Here is a 23,020-nt window from a genome sequence, read left to right on the forward strand (position 1 = left end):
GGGAAAGCGGAATCCGCAGATGAACGACAAAGCCTTCGATCTGCTGTCGAGACTCCTCCTCGTCCTGATCCTGCTCGTCAGCATCTTTCCGTTCTACTGGATGCTGGCGAATTCGGTGAAGTCCGACATGGACATCTTCGCCGACCCGCTCGGGCTGCCGGCGGAGGCGCAGTTCGCCAACTACCTCGTCGCCTGGGCGCAGGCCGATCTCGGCAGCGCCTTCATCAACAGCGCGATCGCGACAGGCACCGCGGTGACGCTGATCGTCGTCACCGGGGCGCTGGCCGCCTATCCGCTCGCACGCATGCGCTTCCGCGGACGCACCTTCTTCCTCATCCTGTTCACCGCCGGGCTGATCGTGGCGCATGAAGTCGTGCTGATCCCGCTGTTCAACCTGTTCAATACGCTGGGGCTGTTGAACTCGCTGTGGTCGGTGATCCTGACCAATTCGGCCTTCGGGCTGCCGCTGACGATCTTCCTGTTTTGGCAGTTCTTCCGCGACGTTCCGCTCGAACTCGAGGAAGCGGCGCGGATCGACGGCTGCGGCAGCCTCGACTTTCTCTGGCGGATCCTGCTGCCCTTGTCGAAGCCGGTGATCGGCAGCGTGATCATCTTCCAGGGGCTGTTTACGTGGAACGAATATCTCTTCGCGCTGACCTTCCTGCGCGAGCGCGGCGGCAAGACGCTGCCGGTGCAATTGCAGGTGTTCTTCTCCGACTATTCGACCAACTGGGCGCTGCTCTTCGCGGCACTGGTGATGGCGACGCTGCCGGTGATCGTCCTCTACCTGTCGATGCAGCGGTCTTTCGTGAAGGGGCTCACGGCAGGGGCGGTGAAGGGCTAGGCATGGTCGCAGAAGCCTATGACGCGGAGATCGCGAAGAGCACGAGGCGGCGGGGATCCCGGCTGCCCGGACATGGCATCGCGCCGTATCTCTACATGGCGCCGGCGCTCGTCCTGTTTGGCGCCTTCCTGATCTATCCGGTGATCCAGTCCTTCTTCTATTCGCTGCTCGACTGGGACGGGCTGCAGCCCGGCGTCTATGTCGGGCTCGACAACTACGCCCAGTTGTTCAGGGACCCGAACTTCTGGAATTCGCTGAAGATCACGCTGATCTGGGTGGCGATGTCGGGCGGCATCCTGCCGCTGACGGCGCTGGTGCTGGCGCTGCTCGTCGATTTCGGCACGACGTCGCGGACGCTTGGCGGGATCGCGCGGACGGTGCTGTTCATCCCGATGACCATCTCGCTGGTGGCGGTCGGGCTGCTGTTCACGCTGTTCTACAATCCGCTGCTCGGCGTCATCAACAACGTCTTCCTGCAGTTCGGGATGATGACGGCGATCGACCTTCTCGGCAATTCCAGCACGACGCTGATGGCGATCTTCTTCGTCGCCGTGTGGCAGTGGTCGGGCTTCGGCATGGTGATCTTCGCGGCAGCGCTGCAGGGCATTCCCTCGGAACTCTACGACGCCGCCAAGATCGACGGGGCGACCAAGTGGCAGATCATCCGCCATGTCGTGCTGCCGCTGCTGGTGCCGACCTATGTCGTGATCCTGACGCTCAACGTCATCGGCGGGTTCAAGGCCTTCGACCTGATCTATGTGATGACCGCCGGCGGGCCGGCCCAGGCCTCCGAGACGACGTCGATCTTCCTCTACAAGAACGCCTTCGTGCTGCACAAATTCGGCTACGGCTCGGCGGTATCGGTCGTGCTTTTCATCATCATCGGCATCGCCACGGTGGTGCTCACCCGGCGGCGCTTCGCCGCGTAGTCCGACACGAGGCGCGTCGCCGGCCGAGGTTCATTGAAGCAACTGTTATATTAGTGTACGAATTTTGACTGGAGGAAGATCCGCTCGCCGCGTTCGCGGCATTCCACAAGACGATCGAACCGATCCCCAGGGAGGACTACAGAGAGATGATCAGGAGACGGACACTTCTGGCCGGCATCGCCGCCAGTGCATTGATGACACTGCCGGCACTTGCCGAGACGGTGGAACTGACGGTGTGGGACAACGCCGGCAACCCCGGCCGCGAAGCGGCTTTCGCTGCCTTCGAGGCGGCTAATCCGGACATCAAGCTGAACGTCGTGACCTTTGCATCCGAAGAGTACAAGACGCAGCTCCGGGTGACGGTGGCTGGCGGCAATACGCCGGACCTCTTCACCACCAATGGCGGCTTTACCTTCTTCGAATATGTCGATCGCGGCGCGGCGATGGATATCACCGACCTGGTCGAGGAATACGGCTGGGCGGAGCGCACCGAGGCGGAATTTCTCGCCGCCGATACGGACGAGAATGGCCGGATCTGGGGCATGCCCTGGAACACGACCCAGTATTGGCAGGGCCTGTTCTACGACAAGGACTTCTTCGAGGCGAACGACATCCCGCTGCCGTCCTCGGTCGAGGGCTTCAAGGATATCGCCCAGAAGATCCAGGACGCCGGACGTTACCCGATCGCCTTCGGTGACAAGGATGGCTGGCCGGCGATCCTGATGCTCGGCGACTACCTGGTGCAGACCACCACGCCGGACGAGATCCGCAAGCTGAATACCGGCGAGAACACGTGGACCGACTTCAAGCCGGCCAAGGACGCCTTCGAGGCGATGGCCAAGCTCGCCGCAGATGGCGCCTTCGCGCCTGGCTTCCTCAGCATGAACCACGAGGCGGCGATCATGTCGTGGGTCGGGAAGCGGACCGCGATGCTCTACAACGGCACGTGGTGGCCGAATGTCGCCAAGACCGACGATCCCGGTTTCGCGATCGGCGTCGCCAAGCTGCCGATGATCGACCCGGACTTGCCGCTCCAGGGCACGCAGTATTGGGCCTCGATCCAGTTGTTGATGGGCGCCCACCTTGAAGGCGAGAAGAAGGAAGCGGCGATCAAGCTGTTCGACTTTCTCACCAGCAAGGAAGGCATGATCCTTTACGGCAACGCCCGCAAGGCGATCACCACCAACCCGCAGGCCAACCCGGAGATCACCGAGATCGCCGCGTTCTTCCGGGAGCCGGAATTCCTGCGCCAGAACGACAAGCCGAAAATCCAGTTCCTCGACCACGCCTTCCCGATCCCGGTCATCGAGGTGATCAAGGTCGAGTTGCAGAAGATCATGCAGAACAACGGCTATACCGTCGACGAGGCGCTTGCCGCCATCGAGGCAGCGCACGTCGCCGAACGCAAGAGCTGACTTCTGCAAGACCGGCCGGTGTCCTGCCCGGTTCGGACCACCACCAACTGGCGGCGCGATTTTCGCGCCGCTTTTTTTGCGGGCGGCTCAGAGCCTCCTGACGCCGATGGGCGACCCGACGACCTTCAGGAGCCGGGCGAACGCCTCGTCCTTCGGCTCGACGACCACGCGCATATGGTGGCCACTCGAATGGATGACGCTGTCCCCATCGCGGATGATCAGGGCGTGCCCCTGCCAGACGAGGATGTCGCCGCGCAGGAGTTGCCCGTCGATCCCGCCGTCGACCGGCTGTCCGATCTGTGTTGCCTGGAGATCGGTATCGCGCGGCGCCGGCCGGCCGGTGAGACCGAGAACCAGCTGCACGAAGCCGGAGCAATCGACGCCCAGACTGGAACGGCCGCCCCAGCGATACGGCGTGTGGACGAATCGCTCGGCGACGGAGACGAAGTCGGTGGGCAGGGGCGCTGACGCGGGCTCGACGTCAATCGCCACGATGGCGCCTTCGCCGCCGGCGAGCACCCGGTAGTCGGTCCCGCGGGTCCGGGCTTCCCCGTCGAGCGTGACCAGACTGCCGATGCAGAGGGTGGCGCGGGGCGGGAGCTTCAGGTCGGGGGCGGGATAGACGAAGGTACGGAGCGCCGTCACGCGGTGAGTCGGTTCCGGCGCCGGTTCGTCCAGCGCCCCGGTCGGAATGAAGCCGACGTAGGAGTCCGCCTGGCACTGGCAGAAGGACCAGCCGTCCGACGTGTCGCCGAAGACCCGGACAAGCTCGCCACGCACCACTTCACTGTCCAGGGGAGCGTTGGCGAGCGGATGACGCTTCAGCGGCGCCGTGCTCGCCACCACCCGTTTCAGCGATCCTTCGGCGAAAGCTTCCGCTTCCACCCGACCCTCAAGCCGCGCATCCGCGAGCTCGGGGCGGTATGCGAAGAGCCGCGGATCCAGTGTCTCGATCATACCGGTACACCGCGCGTCGCGGACCGGTCAGTCGAAGTGGAAATGCGAGTATTTGATGTGCAGGCTTTCCTCGAGAATGGCGACGGTCTCCTTGCCGCCCGGATCGTTCCCGTTGAGGTCGTACCAGACCTTCCCATTCTTCGGGTTGTATCCGAAGTAGTCATCGGAATCCTCGGCGCCCTTGCCCTTGTTGAAGTTGGCGCGGGCGATGACACCGAACGTTCCGTCAAACCCCGACGTGTAGACGAAGCTGTTGAAGTGAAGCAGGTCCTTCTTGGGCTCGAAGTCGACGATCATGTCGACATTGGTCTTGGAGTCCGGGATCGTGTTGAAGCCGAAGTGATCAGGACCCTTGCCGCCCTTCAGCCAGTCGTTGCCCAGACCGCCGAACAGCCAGTCGCCGCCCTTGCCGCCGATCAGCTTGTCGTCGTGGATTCCGCCATACAGCCAATCGCCACCCTTGCCGCCGGCGAGCTTCGCCGTCCCGTCGCCGTAGTAGTAGAGATTATCGGCGCCATTGCCGCCGTATATTTTCACGAAGCCGACTGCAATCGCGTTGCTCCCGAGCGTATCGCCGGCGCCGTAGCCGTACATCCTCAGGTATGAGCCGTCCGCGATGTTGACGTTGCCATCGCCTGTGTAGATGTCTGCAACCATTTCGCCCTCCCAAAGTCCTGAAGAATGCCCGACAGGGACTGTCCTTCGTCAACTCACTACTGGGGGATAACCCGTGCCGACCGGTCCAGATTGGCGCATTTCGACCAAAACGACAAGTCGGACACAGGAGCGGCGCGCATGCTTTGTCGCGCAGAGAGCCATGAGACTGGCGATTGTCGAGGAAATGAAACCGTGACGACGCGATCCCGGGACCCCGCGTCGACGGCGTCGACGACTCCTTGTCTCAGGTGAATATTATTGTTATCGATAATGATAAGGGAGAGCGCCGTTGGCGATCGTCAGCTTCGAGACTGTTCACAGAAAGACACGCGCGGGCCGGAGCACCGAGGTGCGCCGCTCGCTCAAGCAACTGATCATGCTTGGGGAATTGCCACCCGGCGCGGCTCTGCTCGAACTGGAAATCGCCGCGCGCTTCGCCTGTAGCCAGGGGTCGGTGCGCGAAGCGCTTCTCGCGCTCCAGGACGAGGGGCTCGTCATCCGCCAGCCGCACCGGGGCACGCGGGTGTCCGATTGCACGGCGGCGGAAGCGCAGGAGATGTTCCGGCTCCGGCACAGCATCGAGACCCGGGCGCTGGCCCGCGCGCTGCCCAACATCGACGCAGACCTTGTCGAGGCGTTGCGCGCGTCGGTGCGGGCGATGGAACAGGCGGCGCGGGACAATGACGAATACGCGCTCTCCGAACTCGACCGCGCCTTTCACCGCCGCCTGCTGGCCGCCGCGGACCTGCCGGCGCTCGAGCCGATCCTGCACCGCTGCCTCGTCCATAACCAGCGCTTCAAGATCACCCGCAGCGGCGCGGCCCGCGACCTCGAGAAGACCGCGGCGCGCCACTGGACGATCGTCAACGCCATCGAATCCGGCGACCGCGATGCGGCGGTCACCGCGATCGGGCACCACGTCGCCACCATCGTCGATCCGGGGCCGGAGATCTTTCCCGATATCAACCGCATGCCGATGACGACCCCTGCAAGGACGGACAGCTTGCCGAAACCGACAGCCGAGATGCAGGCGATGCTCGATCGCCTCGCCAGGGAAGACGCCGGACTTCCCGACCCGACAACGATCCCGCCGGAAGAGGGGCGGGCGCTGGCCGAGCGCAAGAACGCGCGCTGGCAGGTGGAGCAGCCGGAGATGGAGACGGTACGGACCTTCGCCGTGCCGCCCGATCCCGATCTCGAGACGACCGGCAACGCGGTCATGCTCTTCCGGCCGCCGAATGCCGGGTCCGGCGCGATTCTCTTTGTCCATGGCGGCGGCTTCGCCTTTTGCAGCCTGCGGACGCATGAACGCTTCATGCGGGTGCTTGCCGCCGAATCCGGCCGGGCGGTGATCGGCGTCGAGTATCGGCTCGCCCCGGAAAACCCGTTTCCCGCCGGACTCAACGACGTCATCGCCGCGTGGCGCGCGGTCCAGGCCGATCCGGCGGCTTACGGGATCGATCCGGGCGGGCTGGTGCTTTCCGGCGACTCGGCCGGTGCCAACCTGGCGCTGGCCGCGACGCTGCACGAGATAGAAGCATCCCTGCCGGTGCCGGATGGCTGCCTGCTTTTCTACGGCACCTACGCGGTCGACTTCTCGACACCGTCCTACAACGACTTCGCCGAGGGCTTCGGCCTGACCACCGCGATGATGCAGCGCTACTGGGACTGGTATGCGCCGGACGCGGGCGCACGCTCCGGGCCGCTCGCTGCACCGATGGCGGCCAGCGACGACGCGATTCGCGCCCTGCCGCCGCTCCATCTCCTGGTCGCCGAATGCGACCCGCTCGCCTCCGACACGCACGCCCTGGCGGCCCGGCTCAAGCGCCTCGGCCGCGATGACGACATGCGGGTCGAGCCCGGGGTCGTCCATGGATTCCTGCAGATGACCCAGCACCTCGCGGCCGCCCGCGCGTCGGTTTCCGCCGCCGCCATGGCCGCCAATCGCTTTCTGGAAGACGCCAACAAAAACGGGAGGAATGACTAATGCGCAAGTATCTTCTGGCCGCCGGCGTGGCGGCGGCAGCCCTGACGCTCGCCACTGCGGCGAGCGCCGAGACGGTCCGCTTCTGGTACCACTTCGACAACCCCGACAACCCGATGACGTCGCTGGTCGAGAAGTTCGAGGCGGCCAATCCCGGCATCACGATCGAAGCCGAGAACGTGCCGTGGAACAGCTATTACGACAACCTCTATACCGCGATCGTCGGCGGCGATGCGCCGGATGCGGCGATGGTCAAGCTGTTCGCCCAGCCGCGCCTGCTCGAGATGGGCGCGCTTGAGCCGATCGACGACATGATCGCGAGCTGGGACGGCAAGGACGACCTGCTCGACGGCATCCTCAAGATCAATGCCGGGCCGGACGGCAAGCAGTATTACCTGCCGGTCCAGTATGTCGTGCTCTACCTCTATTACCGCACCGACATGTTCGACGAACTGGGCCTGACGCCGCCGACGACCTGCGAGGAATTCCGCGACGCGGCGATCAAGCTGACCCGCGACACCACTGGCGACGGCCAGGTCGACACCTACGGCTTCGGCTTCCGCGGCGGCAAGGGCGGCCATGACCATTGGCTGACGCTGACGCTGCCGCAGGTCGAGGGCGGCCTCGACGGCGGCAATCTCACCGCCGACGGCGCGGTCGCGGCCAACCAGTGGACCGTCGATCTCTTCCAGAAGGACAAGGTGTTTCCGCCGTCGGCTCCGAATGACGGCTTCCAGGAGATCATCGGCGGCTTCAAGCAGGGCCTGACCGGCATGACGATCCATCACATCGGTTCGTCGAACGGCATGGTCGAGGCGCTCGGCGACAAGGTCTCCGCCGTGCCGGTGCCGGCCTGCGGCCCGAATGGCGAGGCCTGGACCTCCTACGGCGACGAGTCGCTCGCGGTCTTCTCCTCCGCGGAGGACAAGGACGCGGCGTGGAAGTGGATCTCCTTCCTCGCCGAGGGCGAGAACAACGTGCTGTTCAACAAGGCGACCGGCCAGCTGACCGTCACCAAGAGCGGTTCGGCCGACTGGGACCTGCACGAGAAGCGCTTCGTCGACGCGACCGTCAACTCGCTGCCCTTCGCGGCGGTGCTGCCGTCGAGCCCGGCGACGTCCGACTTCGTCAACGTCGTGTGGCCGACCTCGATGCAGCGGGCGCTGACCGGCGACATCACGGCCGCCGAGATGATGCAGGAAATCCAGGATCTCTACGGCAGCGAATAGCCGCCAGAGACGTCGGGGCCGGCATCCGTGCCGGCCCCACTCCCCGAATTCCGGTTGGACGATGACTGTTTCCCAGGCAGCCATGACGAGACGCCGCAAGGGCGGTGCAACGCTGCCCTACTGGCTGCTGTCGCCGGCCGTGGTCGTGACGCTGTTCATCGTCTTCGTGCCGATGGCCGAGGCGGTATTCCTCAGCCTGCACGACTACCTGATCTGGAAACCGACCTCCTTCGCCTTTGTCGGGCTCAAGAATTTCATCACGGCGCTCGGCGACGAGGTCTTCTGGATCTCGGCCTGGCATACGCTGATCTGGATCGGGTTGACGGTGCCGGCCCAGATGCTGCTCGGGCTGGTGACGGCGCTCTTGCTCAACCGCACCTTCCCGTGGCGGGGGCTCGCCCGGGCGCTGGTGATCATTCCCTGGGCGCTGCCCAGCGTCATCACCGCGCTGATGTGGCGGTGGATCTACGACGCCAATAACGGCGTGCTCAACGACATCCTCGTCCGCATCGGCGTGTTGCAGAGCGCCTTTCCCTGGCTCGCCGATCCGGACTCGGCGCTGCTGTCGATCGTGCTGACGCTGACCTGGCAGGGCTTTCCCTTCTTCGCGGTGATGATCCTGGCCGGGCTGCAGGCGATCCCGTCGAGCCACTACGAGGCGGCGGATATCGACGGCGCGACGACGTGGCAGCAATTCCGCCACGTGACGCTGCCGGGGATCGCCGGGGTGCTGGTGACGGCGGGGCTGCTCCGGCTGATCTGGGTCGCCAACTCGATCGACGTGATCTTCGTGATGACCGGCGGCGGGCCGGGCTACGCCACCTATACGCTGCCGCTCTATGCCTTCATCGAGGCGCGGACCAGCCTCAACTTCGGCTACGGATCGGCGCTGGCGGTGATGTTCACCATCATCCTCGGCGCCTTCATCGTCTTCTACCTGCGCCGCGCCGGAAGGTCGCTCGAGGCATGAGCCGGCGCACCCCCCTCCTTCGCCGCATCGTGACGACCGACCTGCCGGTCGCGCTGATCGTCTGCTTCGCCATCGGCCCCTATCTGTGGATGGTGCTGACCTCGCTGACGCCCGACAAGCGGCTGGCGGCGATCGGCGTGGCGTTGGCGCCGGTCGACTGGGTGATCGAAAATTACGAACGGCTGTTCAGCCGCACCACCTTCATCGAGAATCTCGGCAACAGCCTGATCGTCGCCTCTGGCACGGTGGTTGTCGGGCTCGCCCTGTCGATCACCGCCGCCTACGCCTTCTCGCGCTTCCGGTTTCGCGGTCGGCGGTTCCTGATGCTGCAGTTCCTCGTCATCAACATGTTCCCGATTGTGCTCTTGATCCTGCCGCTCTTCGTGATGATGCGGCGGCTGGGGCTGCTCGACACCCATGCGGCGCTGATCATCGCCAATGCGACGATCGCCATTCCCTTCTCGGTGTGGATGCTGACCAGCTACATGAACGGCATCCCGACCGAGCTCGACGAGGCGGCGATGACCGACGGCTGCTCGCGCACCGGCGCGCTGTGGCGGATCGTGCTGCCGCTCTGCTGGCCGGGGATGGTGGCGACCGGCATCTACATCTTCATCACCGCGTGGAACGAGTATCTCTACGCGCTCACCCTTGGCGGACGAAAAGTAAGGACAATGACCGTGGCGTTGCAGACGTTGATCGGCGAGTACCAGATCGAATGGGGGTTGTTGACCGCCGGCGGAGTGGTCGGCGCGCTGCCGGTGACCATCCTCTTCCTCGTCGTCCAGCGGCGACTGGTCAGCGGGCTGACGGCCGGCGCGGTCAAGGGCTGAGCGGCATGACGGCAAATCCCATCGGCATCATCTCGATGCAGTTCGCCCGGCCGTTCACTGCCGAGCATTTTCCGCTCTTTAAGACGATCAAGGGGCTCGGCTACGACTTCATCGAGCTGCTGGTGCCGGAGCCCGGCGAACTCGACCTTGGCAAGACGCGCGCGGCGCTCGAAGCGGCGGGGCTTGGCGTCGTGCTGGCGGCGCGGGTCAACCTCGACCGCAACCTGTCGAGCGACGATCCGGCACGATCGCAGGCGGGCGTCGACTACCTGCGCACCTGCATCGAGACGGCCGCGACACTTGGCGCGACGATTGTCGGCGGGCCGCTTTACGGCAGTCCGCTGGTGTTCGCCGGGCGGGCGCCGAAGCCCGTCGACGAGGCGGAGCGGCTGGCGCGCAAGGTCCGCTGCGTCGCCGGGCTGCAGGCGGTGGCCGGCGAGGCGGCCGATGCCGGGATACGGCTGGCGGTGGAGCCGCTCAACCGGTTCGAGACCGACGTCTGCTCGACGATCGCCCAGGGGCTGGAGCTGGTCGAGGCGGTTGACCGGCCGGCGGTCGGACTGATGCTCGACACCTTCCACATGCACATGGAGGAAGCGTCGCTGGCCGAGGCGATCCTCGCCGCCGGCAAGCATATCGCCCACTTCCAGGCCAACGAGAACCATCGCGGCTTCATCGGCACCGGCGCGACCGACTGGACGGCGGTGTGCCGGGCGCTGGCCGAGGTCGGCTATGCGGGCCCGATCTCGCTGGAGCCGTTCCGCCGCGACGACGACCGCTTCGGCGTGCCGATCGCCCATTGGCGGCCGCCGCATGAGGACGAGTCGGAGAAGCTGCGCGCCAGCCTCGCGCTGCTCCGCGGATGCCTCGCCATGGCGGAGACCCGGCGATGACCTTGCGGATCGGCTGGATCGGCTGCGGCACCCATGCGAGCCAGATGCTGCTGCCGCAGCTTGTCGGTTTCGACGTCGAGATCGCCGCGCTGTGCGACACCAATGCCGAACGGCTCGGCCTGATTGCCCGGCGCTACGGCGTGCGCGAGACCTATGCCGACGCGGCCGAACTGATCGCCCATCCGGGGCTCGACGCGGTCGGCATGGCGGTCGGGCCAGGCGTCCATGCGGCAATGGGGCTGGCGGCGGTCGAGCGGGGGCTGCCGGTGTTCATGGAGAAGCCGCCGGCGGCTACGGCGGCGGAAGCCGAGCGGCTGGCCGAGGCGTCGGCGCGCACGGGCGTGCCGGTGACGGTCGGCTTCATGAAGCGCTTCGCCAGCGGCAATCGCATCGCCCGCAACATCGTAACCGGCGACCGCTTCGGCCCGGTGCTCGGGCTGATGGGCTGGTACCTGACGGCGCCGACCTATTTCGCCGGCGAGGTCGATTACACCGGCTTCTTCCTCCATCACTGCGTCCACTACATGGACCTCGTGCCCTATCTCGGCGGTGGTGCGGTCGCGGACATGTCGGTGCGCAAGGTCGAGAACGGACCGGGCCGGCTGCTCTTCCATGTTTCCTTCGGCCTCGAAGGCGGGGCGATGGCGTCGGTCGCGATGGGGACTGTCCAGTCGCGCGGCAACCCGGTCGAGTTCGTCCAGATCACCGGCGACCACCAGCGGGTCGAGGTCGACAATGTCGCCGACGTCACCTGGTATCGCGATCCGCCGTTCAAGGCCGACGACCCGGCCGCCGACATGTCGGGGGAGAGGGACGCGCTGACGTGGCGGCCGAACCTCACCGCCGCGGCTAACGAGGATCACAAGGGCTACCGGCCGTTGCTGGCCGAGGCGCTGGCCGCCTTCCGGGGTGAGCCGAACACCGCGCCGACGATCGCCGACGGCGCCGTGGCGCTTCGGCATCTCGAGACGATGCGGCGGCTGCTCGACTGCTAGGAGCGGCGGAAGAACCGGCTCAGGCGAAAGCGGCGGCGACGCGGTCGCGCGGCAGGGCCGGGACGAAGTTGCCGTCGCGGCCCTCCATGTCCTGGTTGGCGACCATGGCGTTGAGGATCGCTTCCTCGACGGTCTGGACGACGGCGTCGAAAAGCGGATCGAGGGCGGAATCGGGAACGAAGGTGGTGCTGGAAACACTTGTTTTCGGCGCGGTCAGCGCATCGCCGTTGGCGGTCGAGAAGGCGAGGAAGATGTCGCCGGAGGAGTGGTAGGCGTAGCCGCCGGTCAGGGCGACGCCGAGCGGGGCGCGGCGGGCCAGCCGGGTCAACTGGTGGGGGAGCAGCGGCGCGTCGGTGGCGATGACGCCGATGATCGAGCTTTTCTCCCTGGCCGGCGTGCGGTCGATCAGCGCCGGTTCGGCGAGATCGGGGCCGAGGCGGCGGCCGCGGATCGTCAGGTTGCGGCGCGGACCGAAATTGGCCTGGACGAAGCAGCCGATCGTGAACGGGCCGGCGGGATGGTCGACGATCCGCGAGGCGGTGCCCGAGCCGCCCTTGAAGCCGAAGCAGACCATGCCGGTGCCGCCGCCGACGCTGCCTTCCTCGATCGGCCCGCCGGCCGCGCCGTCGATCGCCGCGGCGACGTGTTCGGCGCGGAGGTGGCGGCCATTGATGTCGTTGAGAAAGCCGTCATAGGTCTCGGCGGCGACGGGCAGCCCCCAGGCGTCGTCGAGCGCGCCGGGCGCGGTGCGGTTGATCCAGTCGATCGTCGCGTCGCGGGCGATGCCGCAGGCGTGGGTGTTGGTGATCGTCACCGGCAGCGTCATCGCGCCGGTCTCGGCGATCATGTGCGAGCCGGTCATCTCGCCGTTGCCGTTGGCGCTGAACAGCCCGGCGAAGACCGGGACCAGCAGGTCGCCGGGCGGACGCGGCAGGATGGCGGTGACGCCGGTCCGTACCGGTCCGCTACCGACGACGAGCGGTCCGCTGCCCTCGATCAGGGTGGTGTAGCCGACCGTGACGCCGGGCACGTCGGTCAGGGCGTTGGCCGGGCCGGGGCGACCGTCGAAGGGCAGGCCGAGCGCGCGGGCCCGGGGCCGGCCGGCCGGCGTTTCAAGGTGATGATCGATCATTGGTGTTCGCTTCGCTTCCGTCAGGTCCCGCCCTTGACCGGCTACAGGCCCCAGAGTTCCTTGAGGTCGCTCGCCTCGGTTCCGTCGAAGGTATCGGCCCAGGCGATGATATGGGCGAGCATCGCTTCCTTGGCCTCGTCCGCCTTGCGTTCGGTGATCAGGGCGAACAGGTGCCGGTGGTCGGCGATCTCGCGGGTCCGTGCGCCGGGCAACTGGTCGGCGCGCTTGCCGCGCTCGGTCAGCAGGTCGAGGATCGATTCCATGAAGGAAGCGGCGACCCGGTTATGGGCGGTATGGGCGATCCGCAGGTGGAAGGCGGCGCCGAAGGGGGCGACCGACTCGCCGGAGGCGTGCGCCCGCTCATGGGCGTCGAGCAGGGCGGCGAGATTGGCGAAATCCTCCTCGGATCCGCGCCGTGCCGCCAGCCAGGCGCAGTCGGGCTCGATCATCGCCCGCGCCTCGAGCAGCTCAGTCGCCGCCGTGTCGTTGATCAGCAGGGAGAGCAGGTCGGCGCGAAAGAACTCGCTCGGGTTCGGCGCCTTGATCACCGTCCGCTGGCCGGCGGTGGTCTCGATGACGTTGAGGGCGGCGAGGTTCTGCAACGCCTCGCGGATGGTCGACCGGCCGACGCCCATGGTCTCGGCGAGAACGCGCTCGGTCGGCAACTGGTCGCCTGCCTTCCAGCTGCCGCCGCGAATGAGCTCGACGAGCTGGGCGACGACGGACTGGGTGCTGGTCCGGCGGACGACGGGGCGCAGCATGGTCGCGGGAGGCATCCCGGTCGGGGCCAGCGGGGCCGATGTCCCGGCGGGGCCGCTGCCCGTGACGGCGGCGAGTCCCTCGGCTGACTTCGGTCGACTCATTGCGGCTGCTCCGTGTCGATAGTGGTTTGCAGTTCGTGCTTAGCGCGGAATCCCGGCCATCAACAGTCCCCGCGGCTCGGTGCGAACGACCTCATCCGCCGATCCGCGCCAGCAGGTCGCCCAGCTGGTCGAGCGCGATCGTTTCGCGCGTGGGCGGCCGCGCGGCGATGACCACCTCGGTCTCGCGGAAGCCGGAGCCGCAGGCGAGCATCACCGTCCGGGTGTCGGGATTGACGGTGCCGTCGGCGATCAGCGCGTCGAGCGCCAGCCAGGCGATGGCGCTTGACGGTTCGACATAGAGCCCTTCCTCGCGCCCGACCCGGTCGACCGCGGCGACGGCCGCCCTGTCGGGATAGGCGAGGACCCGCCCGTTCGATTCGCGCAGCGCGGCGAGCGCCTCGACGCCATCGGGCGGATGATCGTGGGCGATCTTGTTGAGCACGGTGTCGCCGCCGAGGGGTGCCGGCATGCCGAACAGGCCGGCGGCATCGGTGATCCCGGCTGCCAGGGCGCGGGCCAGCGTGTCGTAGGTCGATGGCACGACGGCGATGAGACGGGGCAGGCGGTCGATGCGCCCGGCGGCCAGCAACTGGACGAAGCCGGCATGGATCGAGGCAATGGTGCCGCCGCCGCCGACCGGGGCGATCAGCACGTCCGGCGCATAGCCGAGATCGGCGACGATCTCGTAGGCGATGGTGCGCGACGCCTCGGCCTGGACGGCGTTGGCCGAGCGCGTCGTCGAGGCGACATAGAGGCCGTCCTGACCGCGCAGGCCGGTCAGCGCCTCGATCGCCCGGTCGATGGTGGCGTCGACCTCGACCAGGTGCGAGCCGAGGGCGGCGAGGGGCGCGACCCGCGAATCCGGCGCGCCCGCCTCCATGATGGCGACGCTGGCGAGGCCGGCGCGGGCCGCATAGGCGGCATTGGACAGGCCGGTCGACCCGGCCGAGACCACGGCCATGACCCGGGCGCCGGTGGCCACTGCATCGCCGGCGGCGAGCGCCAGCGGCCGATCCTTGTGCGATCCGGTCGGGTTGCGCGTCTCGTCCTTGATGAAGAGGGGCAGATCGGGATGCGCCCGGCTGCGCAGGAGGGGCGTGTTGCCTTCGCCGAGGCTGACCGGGACGATCGAGTCCGGCAGCGGCAGGATATCCCGCCAGCGCCATATGCCGCCGGGCCCGTCGGTCGTCGGCGAGCGGGGCAGCAGCGTTTCGATGTTCATGGTCGGACCTATCGGGAAAAGGCTTGACGGGGCGAAGGGGCTGTCCGCATTATAGCGTGGTCTGACAATCAGACAACAACAACTCTGTGGCTCGCTCGCGGCCGCCCGCGGGGATCAAACCGGGAGAAGAAAATGTCTCGTTCGCACGGGTTTTCGAGGGCGCTGCTTGCCGCGCCGCTGGTGACCTTCGCCCTGGCTGGCGCCTCGGCCGATGAACTGAATTTCAGCGTGATGGAGTCCGGCACCTACGATGCCGCTGCCCGCCAGATCGGCGACGAATTCGAGGCCGCGACCGGCACCAAGGTCGTCGTGTCTGCCTTCCCCTGGGCGGTGCTGCGCCAGAACAACACCACCGACCTGATCTCCGGCACCAACCAGTATGACGTGATGAGCGGCGGCTATTATCTCGCCGACGTCTACTCGTACTTTGCCCCGATGGACGACTTCATCGCCGCCGACAACTACGGCGACGGCATGATCGACAACCTGATGAAGCCGGGCCGTTCGGAATTCGTCGACGGCAAGCAGATCGGCATCCCCTATGGCATCGACGCCTTCGGCCTGCTCTACAATACCGAGATGCTGGAGAAGGCCGGCGTCAGCCCCGACTTCGCCACCTGGGCCGACGTCGCCGCCGCCTGCCCGAAGATCGAGGAAGCGACCGGCGCCGCCTGCTTCAGCCATCCGACGGGCAACCCCGAGCAGATCGGATCCTTCTTCCTGTCGTCCTATCCGGGCACCTATGTCACCGCCGACGGCACCTATGCGCTCGACGAAGCGGCCGCGGTGAAGGCGGCCGAGGAACTCGCCGCGCTGTGGCAGTACCTGCCCGAGAAGGGCACGGCGATGACCTTCGACGAGGCCCATCAGGTCTTCATCGATGGCGACGCGGCGATGCTGGTCACCTGGCCGTCCTTCGTCACCAAGCAGCTCGATGCCGAGGACTCGCCGCTGAAGGGCAAGTGGGGGATGGCCACCTTCCCCGGCGAAGGCTTTACCTGGCTGTCGCTGTGGCAGCTCTTCGTGCCGGAAAGCACTGAGGACAAGGACGCCGCCTGGGCCTGGGCCAAGGCCTATGCCGGTCCCGAAAATGCCACGCGCAACCTGGTCGAGCACAATATCGGCTCGGTGTGGAAGGCGACCTATGAGGACGAGGCGCTGGCGGCCGAGCGGGCGCACTTCTGGCCGGCCCTGACCGCCGGTTTCGCCAGGGCCAAGAACCCGCCGCTGTCGGGCGAGGCGCAGGACTTCCTGACCAACACGCTGCAGGACGTCGCCAACGGCCGGACCTCGGCCGCCGACGGCATTGCCAGCATCAACGCCGCCTGGGCCAATATCCCGGTGCCGTCGGCGATGCTGGAAGCCGCCAAGGGCTCCGGCCTCCAGGCCGAATAGGCCCGCCGCCAATCCCGACGGGGCATCCAGCCCCGTCGGCAACCGGGTGACAGAACCACCGCAATGGCGCGCTCTTCCTCACAACTGACCGGCGGCGAGGGGTTGCCAGGCGGCCCAATCGCCCGGGCGGGAGAACGGCTCGGCGAGCGCGGCGCCCTGGCGCTGTTCCTCGTGCCGGCGCTGGCGGTGATCGCGGTGGCGCAATTCTATCCGCTGGTCGAATCGATCATCATCACCACCCATGACTGGACGCTGGCCCGCTCGCCGGTGATGGGGCGCTTCGTCGGCCTCGACAATTATGCACGGGCGCTGACCGATCCGCAGTTCGTCGGCTCGACCGGCTTCACGCTGCTGCTGGCGGTCGGCTCGACCGTCATCTCGCTCGCCTTCGGCCTCGGCCTGGCGCTGCTGACCGTCGGTGAGGGCTTCCACTTCCGGCTGAGCCGGACACTGCTGATGCTGCCGATGGTGATCGCGCCGGTGGCGGTCGGGACGATGTGGCGGATGATCCTCGCCGCCCGGGTCGGGCCGCTCAACCAGGCGCTCGCCGGCATCGGCATCGACGGCCCGAACTGGCTCGGCGATCCGAACTGGGCGGCGGCTTCCGTCATCATCGTCGATGCCTGGCAGTGGACGCCCTTCGTCACCATCGTGATGGCGGCGGCGCTGGCCAGCCTGCCCGCCGATGTCCTGCGCGCCGCGGAAGTCGATGGCGCCGGACGGTGGACGATCTTCCGCCGCATCGTCTTCCCGATGATCCTGCCGGTCTTCCTGCTCGTCGCCATGTTCCGGGCGATCGACGCGCTGATGACCCTCGACATCATCTTCACCACCACCGGCGGCGGGCCGGGCTTCGCCACCCAGACGCTGAGCTTCTGGATCTACCAGCAGGGTCTTCGCTACTTCAACATTTCCTATGCTGCGGCAGCGTCGTGGATCTTGCTGGCCGGGTGCCTCGTCGTCGCGGCGGGCTTCCTCGTCTGGCGCAGCCGCATCTCGGGCTGGCAGCGGGAGCGCGGCGCATGATCGGTCGCCTGCTCAAGGCCCTGCTGATCCTGATCGCGCTGGCGGTGGCGCTCGGGCCCTTCGTCGTGCTGGTGCTGAACTCGATCCGCCCGTCAGACGAGTTTCTCTCGGCGTCGGCCGGCTTCCTGCCGAGCGAGGCGACCTTCGAATATTACGCGGCGATCTTCGATCCGGACGAGAGCACGCTGCGCTATCTCGTCAACTCGCTGATCATCACCACCGCGACGACCGTGATCGCGGTCGCCTTCGGCGCGCTTGCCGCCTATTCGCTGGCCCGGCTGAGGCTGCCGTTCAAGCTGTCGCTGGTGATCGGCCTCGCCTTCCTCGTGGTGCGCTTCTATCCGAAGATCACCGTGGCGCTGCCCTATTACCTGATGATGCGCGAGGTCGGGCTGCTCGACACGCACCTGGCTGTCATCCTCGCCCATGTCTCGATCACGGTTCCCTTCGTCGTCTGGCTGCTGCTCGGCTTCTTCGAGGAACTGCCGCGCGAGATCGAGCTCTCCGCCATGCTGGACGGCTGCGGCCCGGTGCGGCGCTTCATCAAGATCGTGCTGCCGCTCTCCGCCCCGGCGCTCGGCGCCGCGGCTGTCCTCACCGCCTTTCTCTCCTGGAACGAATTCCTGATGGCTTCCACCGTTGCGCCGAACTTCGCCAAGACCCTGCCCGTCAGGGTATCTGGCTTCATCACCGACAAGGGCATCCAGTGGGGCAACATGTCGGCGATGGGGACGGTGATCGTCGCGCCGGTGGTGATCTTCGCGCTCTTCACCCAGCGCTATCTCGCCCGCGGCCTGACCGTCGGCGCGGTGAAGGGCTAGGGCGCATGGCATCGGTCACCCTCAACGGCATCAGCAAGTGCTTCGGCCGCGTTGAGGCGCTCAAGGCGCTCGACCTGGAAATCCGCGACGGCGAGTTCATGGCCCTGCTCGGGCCCTCCGGCTGCGGCAAGACGACGACGCTCAACACCATTGCCGGCATCGAGACGCCGACCACCGGCACGGTGATGATCGGCGACCGCGACGTGACGAAGGTGCCGGCGATGCGGCGCGACATCGCCATGGTGTTCCAGTCCTACGCGCTCTATCCGCACATGACGGTGGCCAAGAATCTCGCCTTCGCGCTCGAGGTCCGGCGGATGAGCAGCCCGGCGATCGCCGCCAAGGTCGAGCAGGCGGCGGGGATGCTCGATCTCGGGCCCTATCTCGACCGCTATCCGCGCCAGCTCTCCGGCGGCCAGCGCCAGCGGGTGGCGCTCGGCCGGGCGCTGGTCCGCGACCCGTCGGTCTTCCTGCTCGACGAGCCGCTGTCGAACCTCGACGCGGTGCTGCGGGTGCAGACCCGGGCGGAGCTCGTTCGCCTGTTCCAGCGGCTGGCGACCACCGCGGTCTATGTGACCCATGACCAGGCCGAGGCGATGACCATGGCCGACCGGATCGCGGTCTTCGAGAACGGCCGGCTCCTGCAGGTCGGCGCGCCGCTCGACATCTACCGCAACCCGGTCAACCGGTTCGTCGCCGGCTTCGTCGGCTCGCCGCCGATGACCTTCGTCGATACCGAGGTAACCGGGACCGGCCTGAAATTCGGGGCGGCGGAGATCGCCGCGTCGCTGCCGATGCGGGCCGGCAGCAAGGTGACGCTCGGCATTCGCCCCGAGGACGTGGTGCCGGCCGCCGACGGCCTGCCGGCGGTCGCCGAGGTCGTCGAGCACCTTGGCGGATTGCAGATCCTCTATCTCGATGTCGGCGGCGTGCCGATCGCGATGCAGGCCGATGCCGACCACATCTTCCGGCGCGGCGAACGGCTGACGGTCCGGATTGCGCCGGACCGCTTCTACCTCTTCGACCCCGAGAGCGGCCAGACGCTGGCCGCGCCCGGACGGCCGGACCCTTCCACCACGACAAGCGCGAGTCCCTCATCATGACGATCAAGCACCGCTACCGCGAACTCACCTGGCCCGAGGTCAACGATACGGTCCTGCGCGCACCGACCGTGCTGATCCCGGTCGGGGCGATCGAGCAGCATGGGCCGCACCTGCCGCTCGATGTCGACAATGTGCTCACCGAGCATATCTGCGAGGAAGTGGCGCGGCGGTCCGAGGGCGACGTGATCGTCATGCCGGCGATCCATTACGGCTACAACGACCACAACATGGACTATCCGGGCACCATCTCGATCCGGATGCAGCACTTCATCGACTACTGCGTCGATGTCGGCGCCAGCATGGCGCACCAGGGCTTCCGCCACATGCTCTACGTCAACGCCCATGGCTCGAATGCGCCGCTCTGCGACCTGATCGCGCGGCGGCTGACGGTCGAGACAGAATCGCTGGTCGGCGCGGTCAATCACTGGGAGCTGGGCTGGGATTTCATCGCGGCCGAGCTCGAAGGCGGGCCCTATGCCGCCGACCATGCCTGCGAGTGGGAGACCTCCGAATACCTCCACGTCAACCCGGACCTCGTGCAAATGGACAAGGTGGTCGACGAGATCTCGGCCGAGCGCGGCGGGCCGCGCTGGCTCTACCCGGACCTGGCCTCGTCCAAGTGGGTGCATTTCATGAACTATTGGAGCCGGGTCAACGAGTCCGGCGTTTCCGGGACCCCGTCATTCGCGACTGCCGAAAAGGGCGGGCGGATGATCGAGGGAACCATCGGCCGGTTGCTCGACGTGTCGCGGGAGTTCCGCGCCATGCCGGTGACCGCGCGGGTCGACCACCGGGTCAAGCCGCCGGCATAGGCGGCCGTCGGCTCCCGCCGCACCGAGACGGCGGGGTGCATCCGCCGACCGCATTGCGCTGTGTGCGCCATGCGGTCAACAGGCGCATGGCTACCTTCTCCCGACCATTTCGCGTTCGCATATGATACTTCGCCGATCGAGACGGCGCGGGGCGGAGCCCGTTCGCCTGGACCGGCGTCGCGAGGCATCGCATCGCGCGCGAGAAACAGAACCGGGAGGAAACCATGAAGCACTACAAGATTGCGTCGATCCCGGCCGACGGCATTGGCCCCGAGGTCATCGCCGCCGGACTGCAGGCGCTTGAGGCGCTCGAGCGACGCGACGGCGGCTTCTCGCTCGACGTGACCGCCTTCGACTGGGGCTCGGAGCGCTACCGGCGAACCGGAGCGCTGATGCCGGAGGACGGCAAGGAGCAACTGAAGGGGTTCGACGCGATCTTCTTCGGCGCCGTCGGCGCCCCCGACGTGCCCGACCATGTGACGCTGTGGGGCCTGCGCCTGCCGATCTGCCAGGGCTTCGACCAGTATGCCAATGTCCGGCCGACCCGGATCCTGCCGGGAATCGAGTCGCCGCTGGCCGGCGTCGGTCCCGGCGACCTCGACTGGGTCGTGGTGCGCGAAAACTCCGAAGGCGAATATTCCGGCCATGGCGGCCGCGCCCATCGCGGCTTTCCCGAGGAGGTCGGCACCGAGGTGGCGATCTTCACCCGCGCCGGCGTGACCCGGATCATGCGCTACGCCTTCACGCTGGCGCAGGCGCGGCCGCGCAAGTTCCTCACCGTCGTCACCAAGTCGAACGCCCAGCGCCACGGCATGGTGATGTGGGACGAGATCGCCGCCGAGGTCGCGCTGGAATTCCCCGACGTGACCTGGGACAAGATGCTGGTCGACGCGATGACGGTGCGGATGGTGAAGCAGCCGCGGAGCCTCGACACCATTGTCGCCACCAACCTGCATGCCGACATACTCTCCGATCTCGCCGGCGCGCTGGCCGGCAGCCTCGGCATTGCGCCGACCGCCAACATCGACCCGGAACGACGCTTCCCCTCGATGTTCGAGCCGATCCATGGCTCGGCCTTCGACATCACCGGCAAGGGCATTGCCAATCCGGTGGCGACCTTCTGGACCGCCTCGCAGATGCTCGAACACCTGGGCGAGCCGGCCGCCGCGGCGCGCCTGATGCAGGCGGTCGAGGCGGTCTGCGAATCCGGGATCAAGACGCCCGACATCGGCGGCAACGCGACGACCCGGGAAGTGACGGACGCCGTCTGCGAGGCGATCCGGGCCTCGAATATCTGATCGCCGCACCGGTCGACCGGACCGGGCAGAACGATTTCGCGTTTCCGACCAAACTTGGTAGATGCCTCTCACTTGGCAGCCTCTGGCGGGGAGAGACGGGGATGAGTTGCATCCTGGCGATAGACAACGGACTGACGGTCACCAAGGTCGTGATCTACCGCCTCGACGGCGTCCAGCTGGCCGTCGCGCGTCGGAACATTCCGCAACTGATGACCACGCCGCGCCACGTCGAGCGCGACATGGCGGTCCTGTGGCAACAGACCGTCGCGGCGATGCGCGAGGCGATCGAGACCAGCGGCCAGCCGCCCGGCGAGATCGTCGCAATTGCGGCGACGGCCCATGGCGATGGCCTCTACCTTCTCGACAAGGATGACCAGCCGCTTGGCCCGGGCATCCTGTCGCTCGATAGTCGGGCCACGGCGATCGTCGCGGACTGGGCCGCGCGGGGGATCGACGCGCGGAGCCTCGCCCTGACCGGGCAGGCGCCGCACGTCTCCGCGCCGTCGGCGCTGCTGGCCTGGATCAAGGCGCATGAGCCGGAGCGCTACGCTCGCATCGGCCATGTGATCGCCTGCAAGGACTGGCTCCGCTTCTGCCTGACCGGGACCGTCGGCACCGACCGGACCGAGGCGAGCACCTCCTTCACCGATGTCCGCAACCAGGAATACACCGCCGAGGCCCTCGACCTGTTCGGCCTGGCGGAGATCGAGAAGGCCCTGCCGCCGGTCAGCCATTCGGCCGGGATCGTCGGCGCGGTCACGGCCGAGGTGGCGGAGGCGACGGGCCTGGTGGCCGGGACGCCGGTCGCCGCCGGCCTGCATGACGTCACCGCCTCAGCCCTCGGCATCGGGGCCCACAGGCCGGGGGTGGTGGGCGTTGTCGCCGGGACCTATTCGATCAACGAAACCGTATCGGATGCGCCGGAGACCGGCGAGGGCTGGTTCTGCCGCAACGCCATTGCGCCGGGCCAATGGAACAACATGGCGATCTCGCCTGCCTCGGCGACGAATTACGACTGGTTCCTCGATACGTTCTGCGGATTCGAGCGGGCGCTGGCGGAGAAGGAGGGTCGTTCGATCCACGCGGTGCTGGCGCCGGAAATCGACGAGGCGCTGACCCGACCGTCGACGGTGCTCTATCATCCCTACCTGTTCGGATCGCCCTATGGCGCGATGGCCAGCGCCGGCTTCATGGGGCTGCGGGGGTGGAACGATAGGGGCGATGTGCTCGCCGCGTTGCTGGAGGGCATCGCCTTCAATCATCGGCACCATGTCGATACGCTGCGGGCGCACTTTTCGGCCGACGAGGCGCGGCTGACCGGCGGGGCGTCGCGCAACCCGACCGTTGCGCGAATGTTCGCGGACGTACTCGGTATCCCGGTCACGGTGACCGACACGGATGAGGCATCGGCCTGGGGCGCGGCGCTCTGCGCCGGCGCGGCGGTCGGGGCGTTCGACGCCTTCGACGCGGATCCGCGGGACCTCGCCGCATCCTCGACGATCTACCGGCCCGATCCGGAACGCAGCGCGCGCTACGACCAGCGGTACCGCGTCTATCGCGAGATCGCCGAAGGCATGGAAGACACCTGGCGCAAGCTGGACGCGCTTGGCGCGCCCCAGGCCGAAACGGGGGCGTGACGCCG

The 23,020-nt window shown here is 67.2% G+C and carries 21 protein-coding genes; 16 read left to right on the forward strand and 5 right to left on the reverse strand.

The genetic code is table 11. The features are described from left to right. Positions 1-19: 19 nt before the first annotated feature. From BLT60_RS09345 to BLT60_RS09355, 3 genes are all read left to right on the forward strand, one after another. Complete coding sequence (locus BLT60_RS09345; protein ID WP_090876146.1) at positions 20-844, forward strand: carbohydrate ABC transporter permease; 825 nt, start codon at positions 20-22, stop codon at positions 842-844. A gap of 2 nt (positions 845-846) precedes the next feature. Continuing rightward, complete coding sequence (locus BLT60_RS09350) at positions 847-1,773, forward strand: carbohydrate ABC transporter permease (RefSeq protein WP_090876147.1); 927 nt, start codon at positions 847-849, stop codon at positions 1,771-1,773. 146 nt (positions 1,774-1,919) lie between these two features. After that, complete coding sequence (locus BLT60_RS09355; protein ID WP_090876148.1) at positions 1,920-3,188, forward strand: ABC transporter substrate-binding protein; 1,269 nt, start codon at positions 1,920-1,922, stop codon at positions 3,186-3,188. A gap of 87 nt (positions 3,189-3,275) precedes the next feature. On the opposite strand, the gene BLT60_RS09360 is transcribed toward BLT60_RS09355, so the two are convergent. Both BLT60_RS09360 and BLT60_RS24930 read right to left on the reverse strand, forming a co-directional pair. Then, positions 3,276-4,145: a C40 family peptidase gene (locus tag BLT60_RS09360; RefSeq protein WP_090876149.1), complete on the reverse strand. Its 870-nt coding sequence runs from the start codon at positions 4,143-4,145 to the stop codon at positions 3,276-3,278. Positions 4,146-4,172: 27 nt separating this feature from the next. Continuing rightward, positions 4,173-4,802, reverse strand: coding sequence for a calcium-binding protein (locus BLT60_RS24930; protein ID WP_090876150.1), 630 nt, complete (start codon positions 4,800-4,802; stop codon positions 4,173-4,175). Positions 4,803-5,091: 289 nt separating this feature from the next. On the opposite strand from BLT60_RS24930, the gene BLT60_RS09370 reads away from it, so the two are divergent. The 6 genes from BLT60_RS09370 (at position 5,092) to BLT60_RS09395 (ending at position 11,706) form a co-directional block, all read left to right on the forward strand. Beyond that, positions 5,092-6,789, forward strand: a complete 1,698-nt coding sequence (locus BLT60_RS09370; RefSeq protein ID WP_090876151.1) for an alpha/beta hydrolase fold domain-containing protein — start codon at positions 5,092-5,094, stop codon at positions 6,787-6,789. After that, positions 6,789-8,015, forward strand: a complete 1,227-nt coding sequence (locus BLT60_RS09375; protein ID WP_090876152.1) for an ABC transporter substrate-binding protein — start codon at positions 6,789-6,791, stop codon at positions 8,013-8,015. The genes BLT60_RS09370 and BLT60_RS09375 overlap by 1 nt, the downstream gene beginning before the upstream one ends. A gap of 82 nt (positions 8,016-8,097) precedes the next feature. Further along, positions 8,098-8,985: a carbohydrate ABC transporter permease gene (locus tag BLT60_RS09380; protein ID WP_244521198.1), complete on the forward strand. Its 888-nt coding sequence runs from the start codon at positions 8,098-8,100 to the stop codon at positions 8,983-8,985. Continuing rightward, positions 8,982-9,818 (forward strand): carbohydrate ABC transporter permease, encoded by an 837-nt coding sequence (locus BLT60_RS09385; RefSeq protein WP_090876154.1) that lies wholly within the window; start codon positions 8,982-8,984, stop codon positions 9,816-9,818. The genes BLT60_RS09380 and BLT60_RS09385 overlap by 4 nt, the downstream gene beginning before the upstream one ends. Positions 9,819-9,823: 5 nt before the next feature. Then, the gene (locus BLT60_RS09390) at positions 9,824-10,711 is read left to right on the forward strand and encodes a sugar phosphate isomerase/epimerase family protein (protein ID WP_090876155.1); all 888 of its coding nucleotides are present in this window, start codon (positions 9,824-9,826) and stop codon (positions 10,709-10,711) included. After that, the gene (locus BLT60_RS09395) at positions 10,708-11,706 is read left to right on the forward strand and encodes a Gfo/Idh/MocA family protein (protein ID WP_090876156.1); all 999 of its coding nucleotides are present in this window, start codon (positions 10,708-10,710) and stop codon (positions 11,704-11,706) included. Before BLT60_RS09390 ends, BLT60_RS09395 begins: the two co-directional genes overlap by 4 nt. A gap of 19 nt (positions 11,707-11,725) precedes the next feature. Here the strand turns inward: BLT60_RS09395 and BLT60_RS09400 are convergent, their stop codons facing one another. From BLT60_RS09400 to BLT60_RS09410, 3 genes are all read right to left on the reverse strand, one after another. Further along, positions 11,726-12,838, reverse strand: coding sequence for a DmpA family aminopeptidase (locus tag BLT60_RS09400; protein WP_090876157.1), 1,113 nt, complete (start codon positions 12,836-12,838; stop codon positions 11,726-11,728). A 41-nt stretch (positions 12,839-12,879) separates the two neighbouring features. Beyond that, entirely contained in the window at positions 12,880-13,701 is an 822-nt protein-coding gene (locus BLT60_RS09405) for a FadR/GntR family transcriptional regulator (protein WP_090876158.1), read from the reverse strand. 91 nt (positions 13,702-13,792) lie between these two features. Continuing rightward, positions 13,793-14,923, reverse strand: a complete 1,131-nt coding sequence (locus BLT60_RS09410) for a threonine synthase (protein ID WP_090876159.1) — start codon at positions 14,921-14,923, stop codon at positions 13,793-13,795. A 132-nt stretch (positions 14,924-15,055) separates the two neighbouring features. Here BLT60_RS09410 and BLT60_RS09415 point away from each other — a divergent pair, with 132 nt between their 5' ends. From BLT60_RS09415 to BLT60_RS09445, 7 genes are all read left to right on the forward strand, one after another. Beyond that, entirely contained in the window at positions 15,056-16,318 is a 1,263-nt protein-coding gene (locus BLT60_RS09415) for an ABC transporter substrate-binding protein (protein WP_090876160.1), read from the forward strand. Between the two features lie 63 nt (positions 16,319-16,381). Then, positions 16,382-17,344 (forward strand): carbohydrate ABC transporter permease, encoded by a 963-nt coding sequence (locus BLT60_RS09420; protein WP_090876161.1) that lies wholly within the window; start codon positions 16,382-16,384, stop codon positions 17,342-17,344. After that, the gene (locus tag BLT60_RS09425; protein ID WP_090876162.1) at positions 17,341-18,165 is read left to right on the forward strand and encodes a carbohydrate ABC transporter permease; all 825 of its coding nucleotides are present in this window, start codon (positions 17,341-17,343) and stop codon (positions 18,163-18,165) included. The genes BLT60_RS09420 and BLT60_RS09425 overlap by 4 nt, the downstream gene beginning before the upstream one ends. Before the next feature lie 5 nt (positions 18,166-18,170). Further along, entirely contained in the window at positions 18,171-19,268 is a 1,098-nt protein-coding gene (locus BLT60_RS09430) for an ABC transporter ATP-binding protein (RefSeq protein ID WP_090876163.1), read from the forward strand. Further along, entirely contained in the window at positions 19,265-20,080 is an 816-nt protein-coding gene (locus BLT60_RS09435) for a creatininase family protein (protein WP_090876164.1), read from the forward strand. Before BLT60_RS09430 ends, BLT60_RS09435 begins: the two co-directional genes overlap by 4 nt. Positions 20,081-20,304: 224 nt before the next feature. Next, the gene (locus BLT60_RS09440; RefSeq protein ID WP_090876165.1) at positions 20,305-21,378 is read left to right on the forward strand and encodes a tartrate dehydrogenase; all 1,074 of its coding nucleotides are present in this window, start codon (positions 20,305-20,307) and stop codon (positions 21,376-21,378) included. A 101-nt stretch (positions 21,379-21,479) separates the two neighbouring features. After that, positions 21,480-23,015: an FGGY-family carbohydrate kinase gene (locus BLT60_RS09445; RefSeq protein WP_090876166.1), complete on the forward strand. Its 1,536-nt coding sequence runs from the start codon at positions 21,480-21,482 to the stop codon at positions 23,013-23,015. The last annotated feature ends 5 nt before the right edge of the window (positions 23,016-23,020 follow it).

The sequence above is a fragment of the Bauldia litoralis genome, from assembly GCF_900104485.1.
In the GTDB taxonomy this organism is placed as follows: Bacteria; Pseudomonadota; Alphaproteobacteria; order Rhizobiales; family Kaistiaceae; genus Bauldia; species Bauldia litoralis.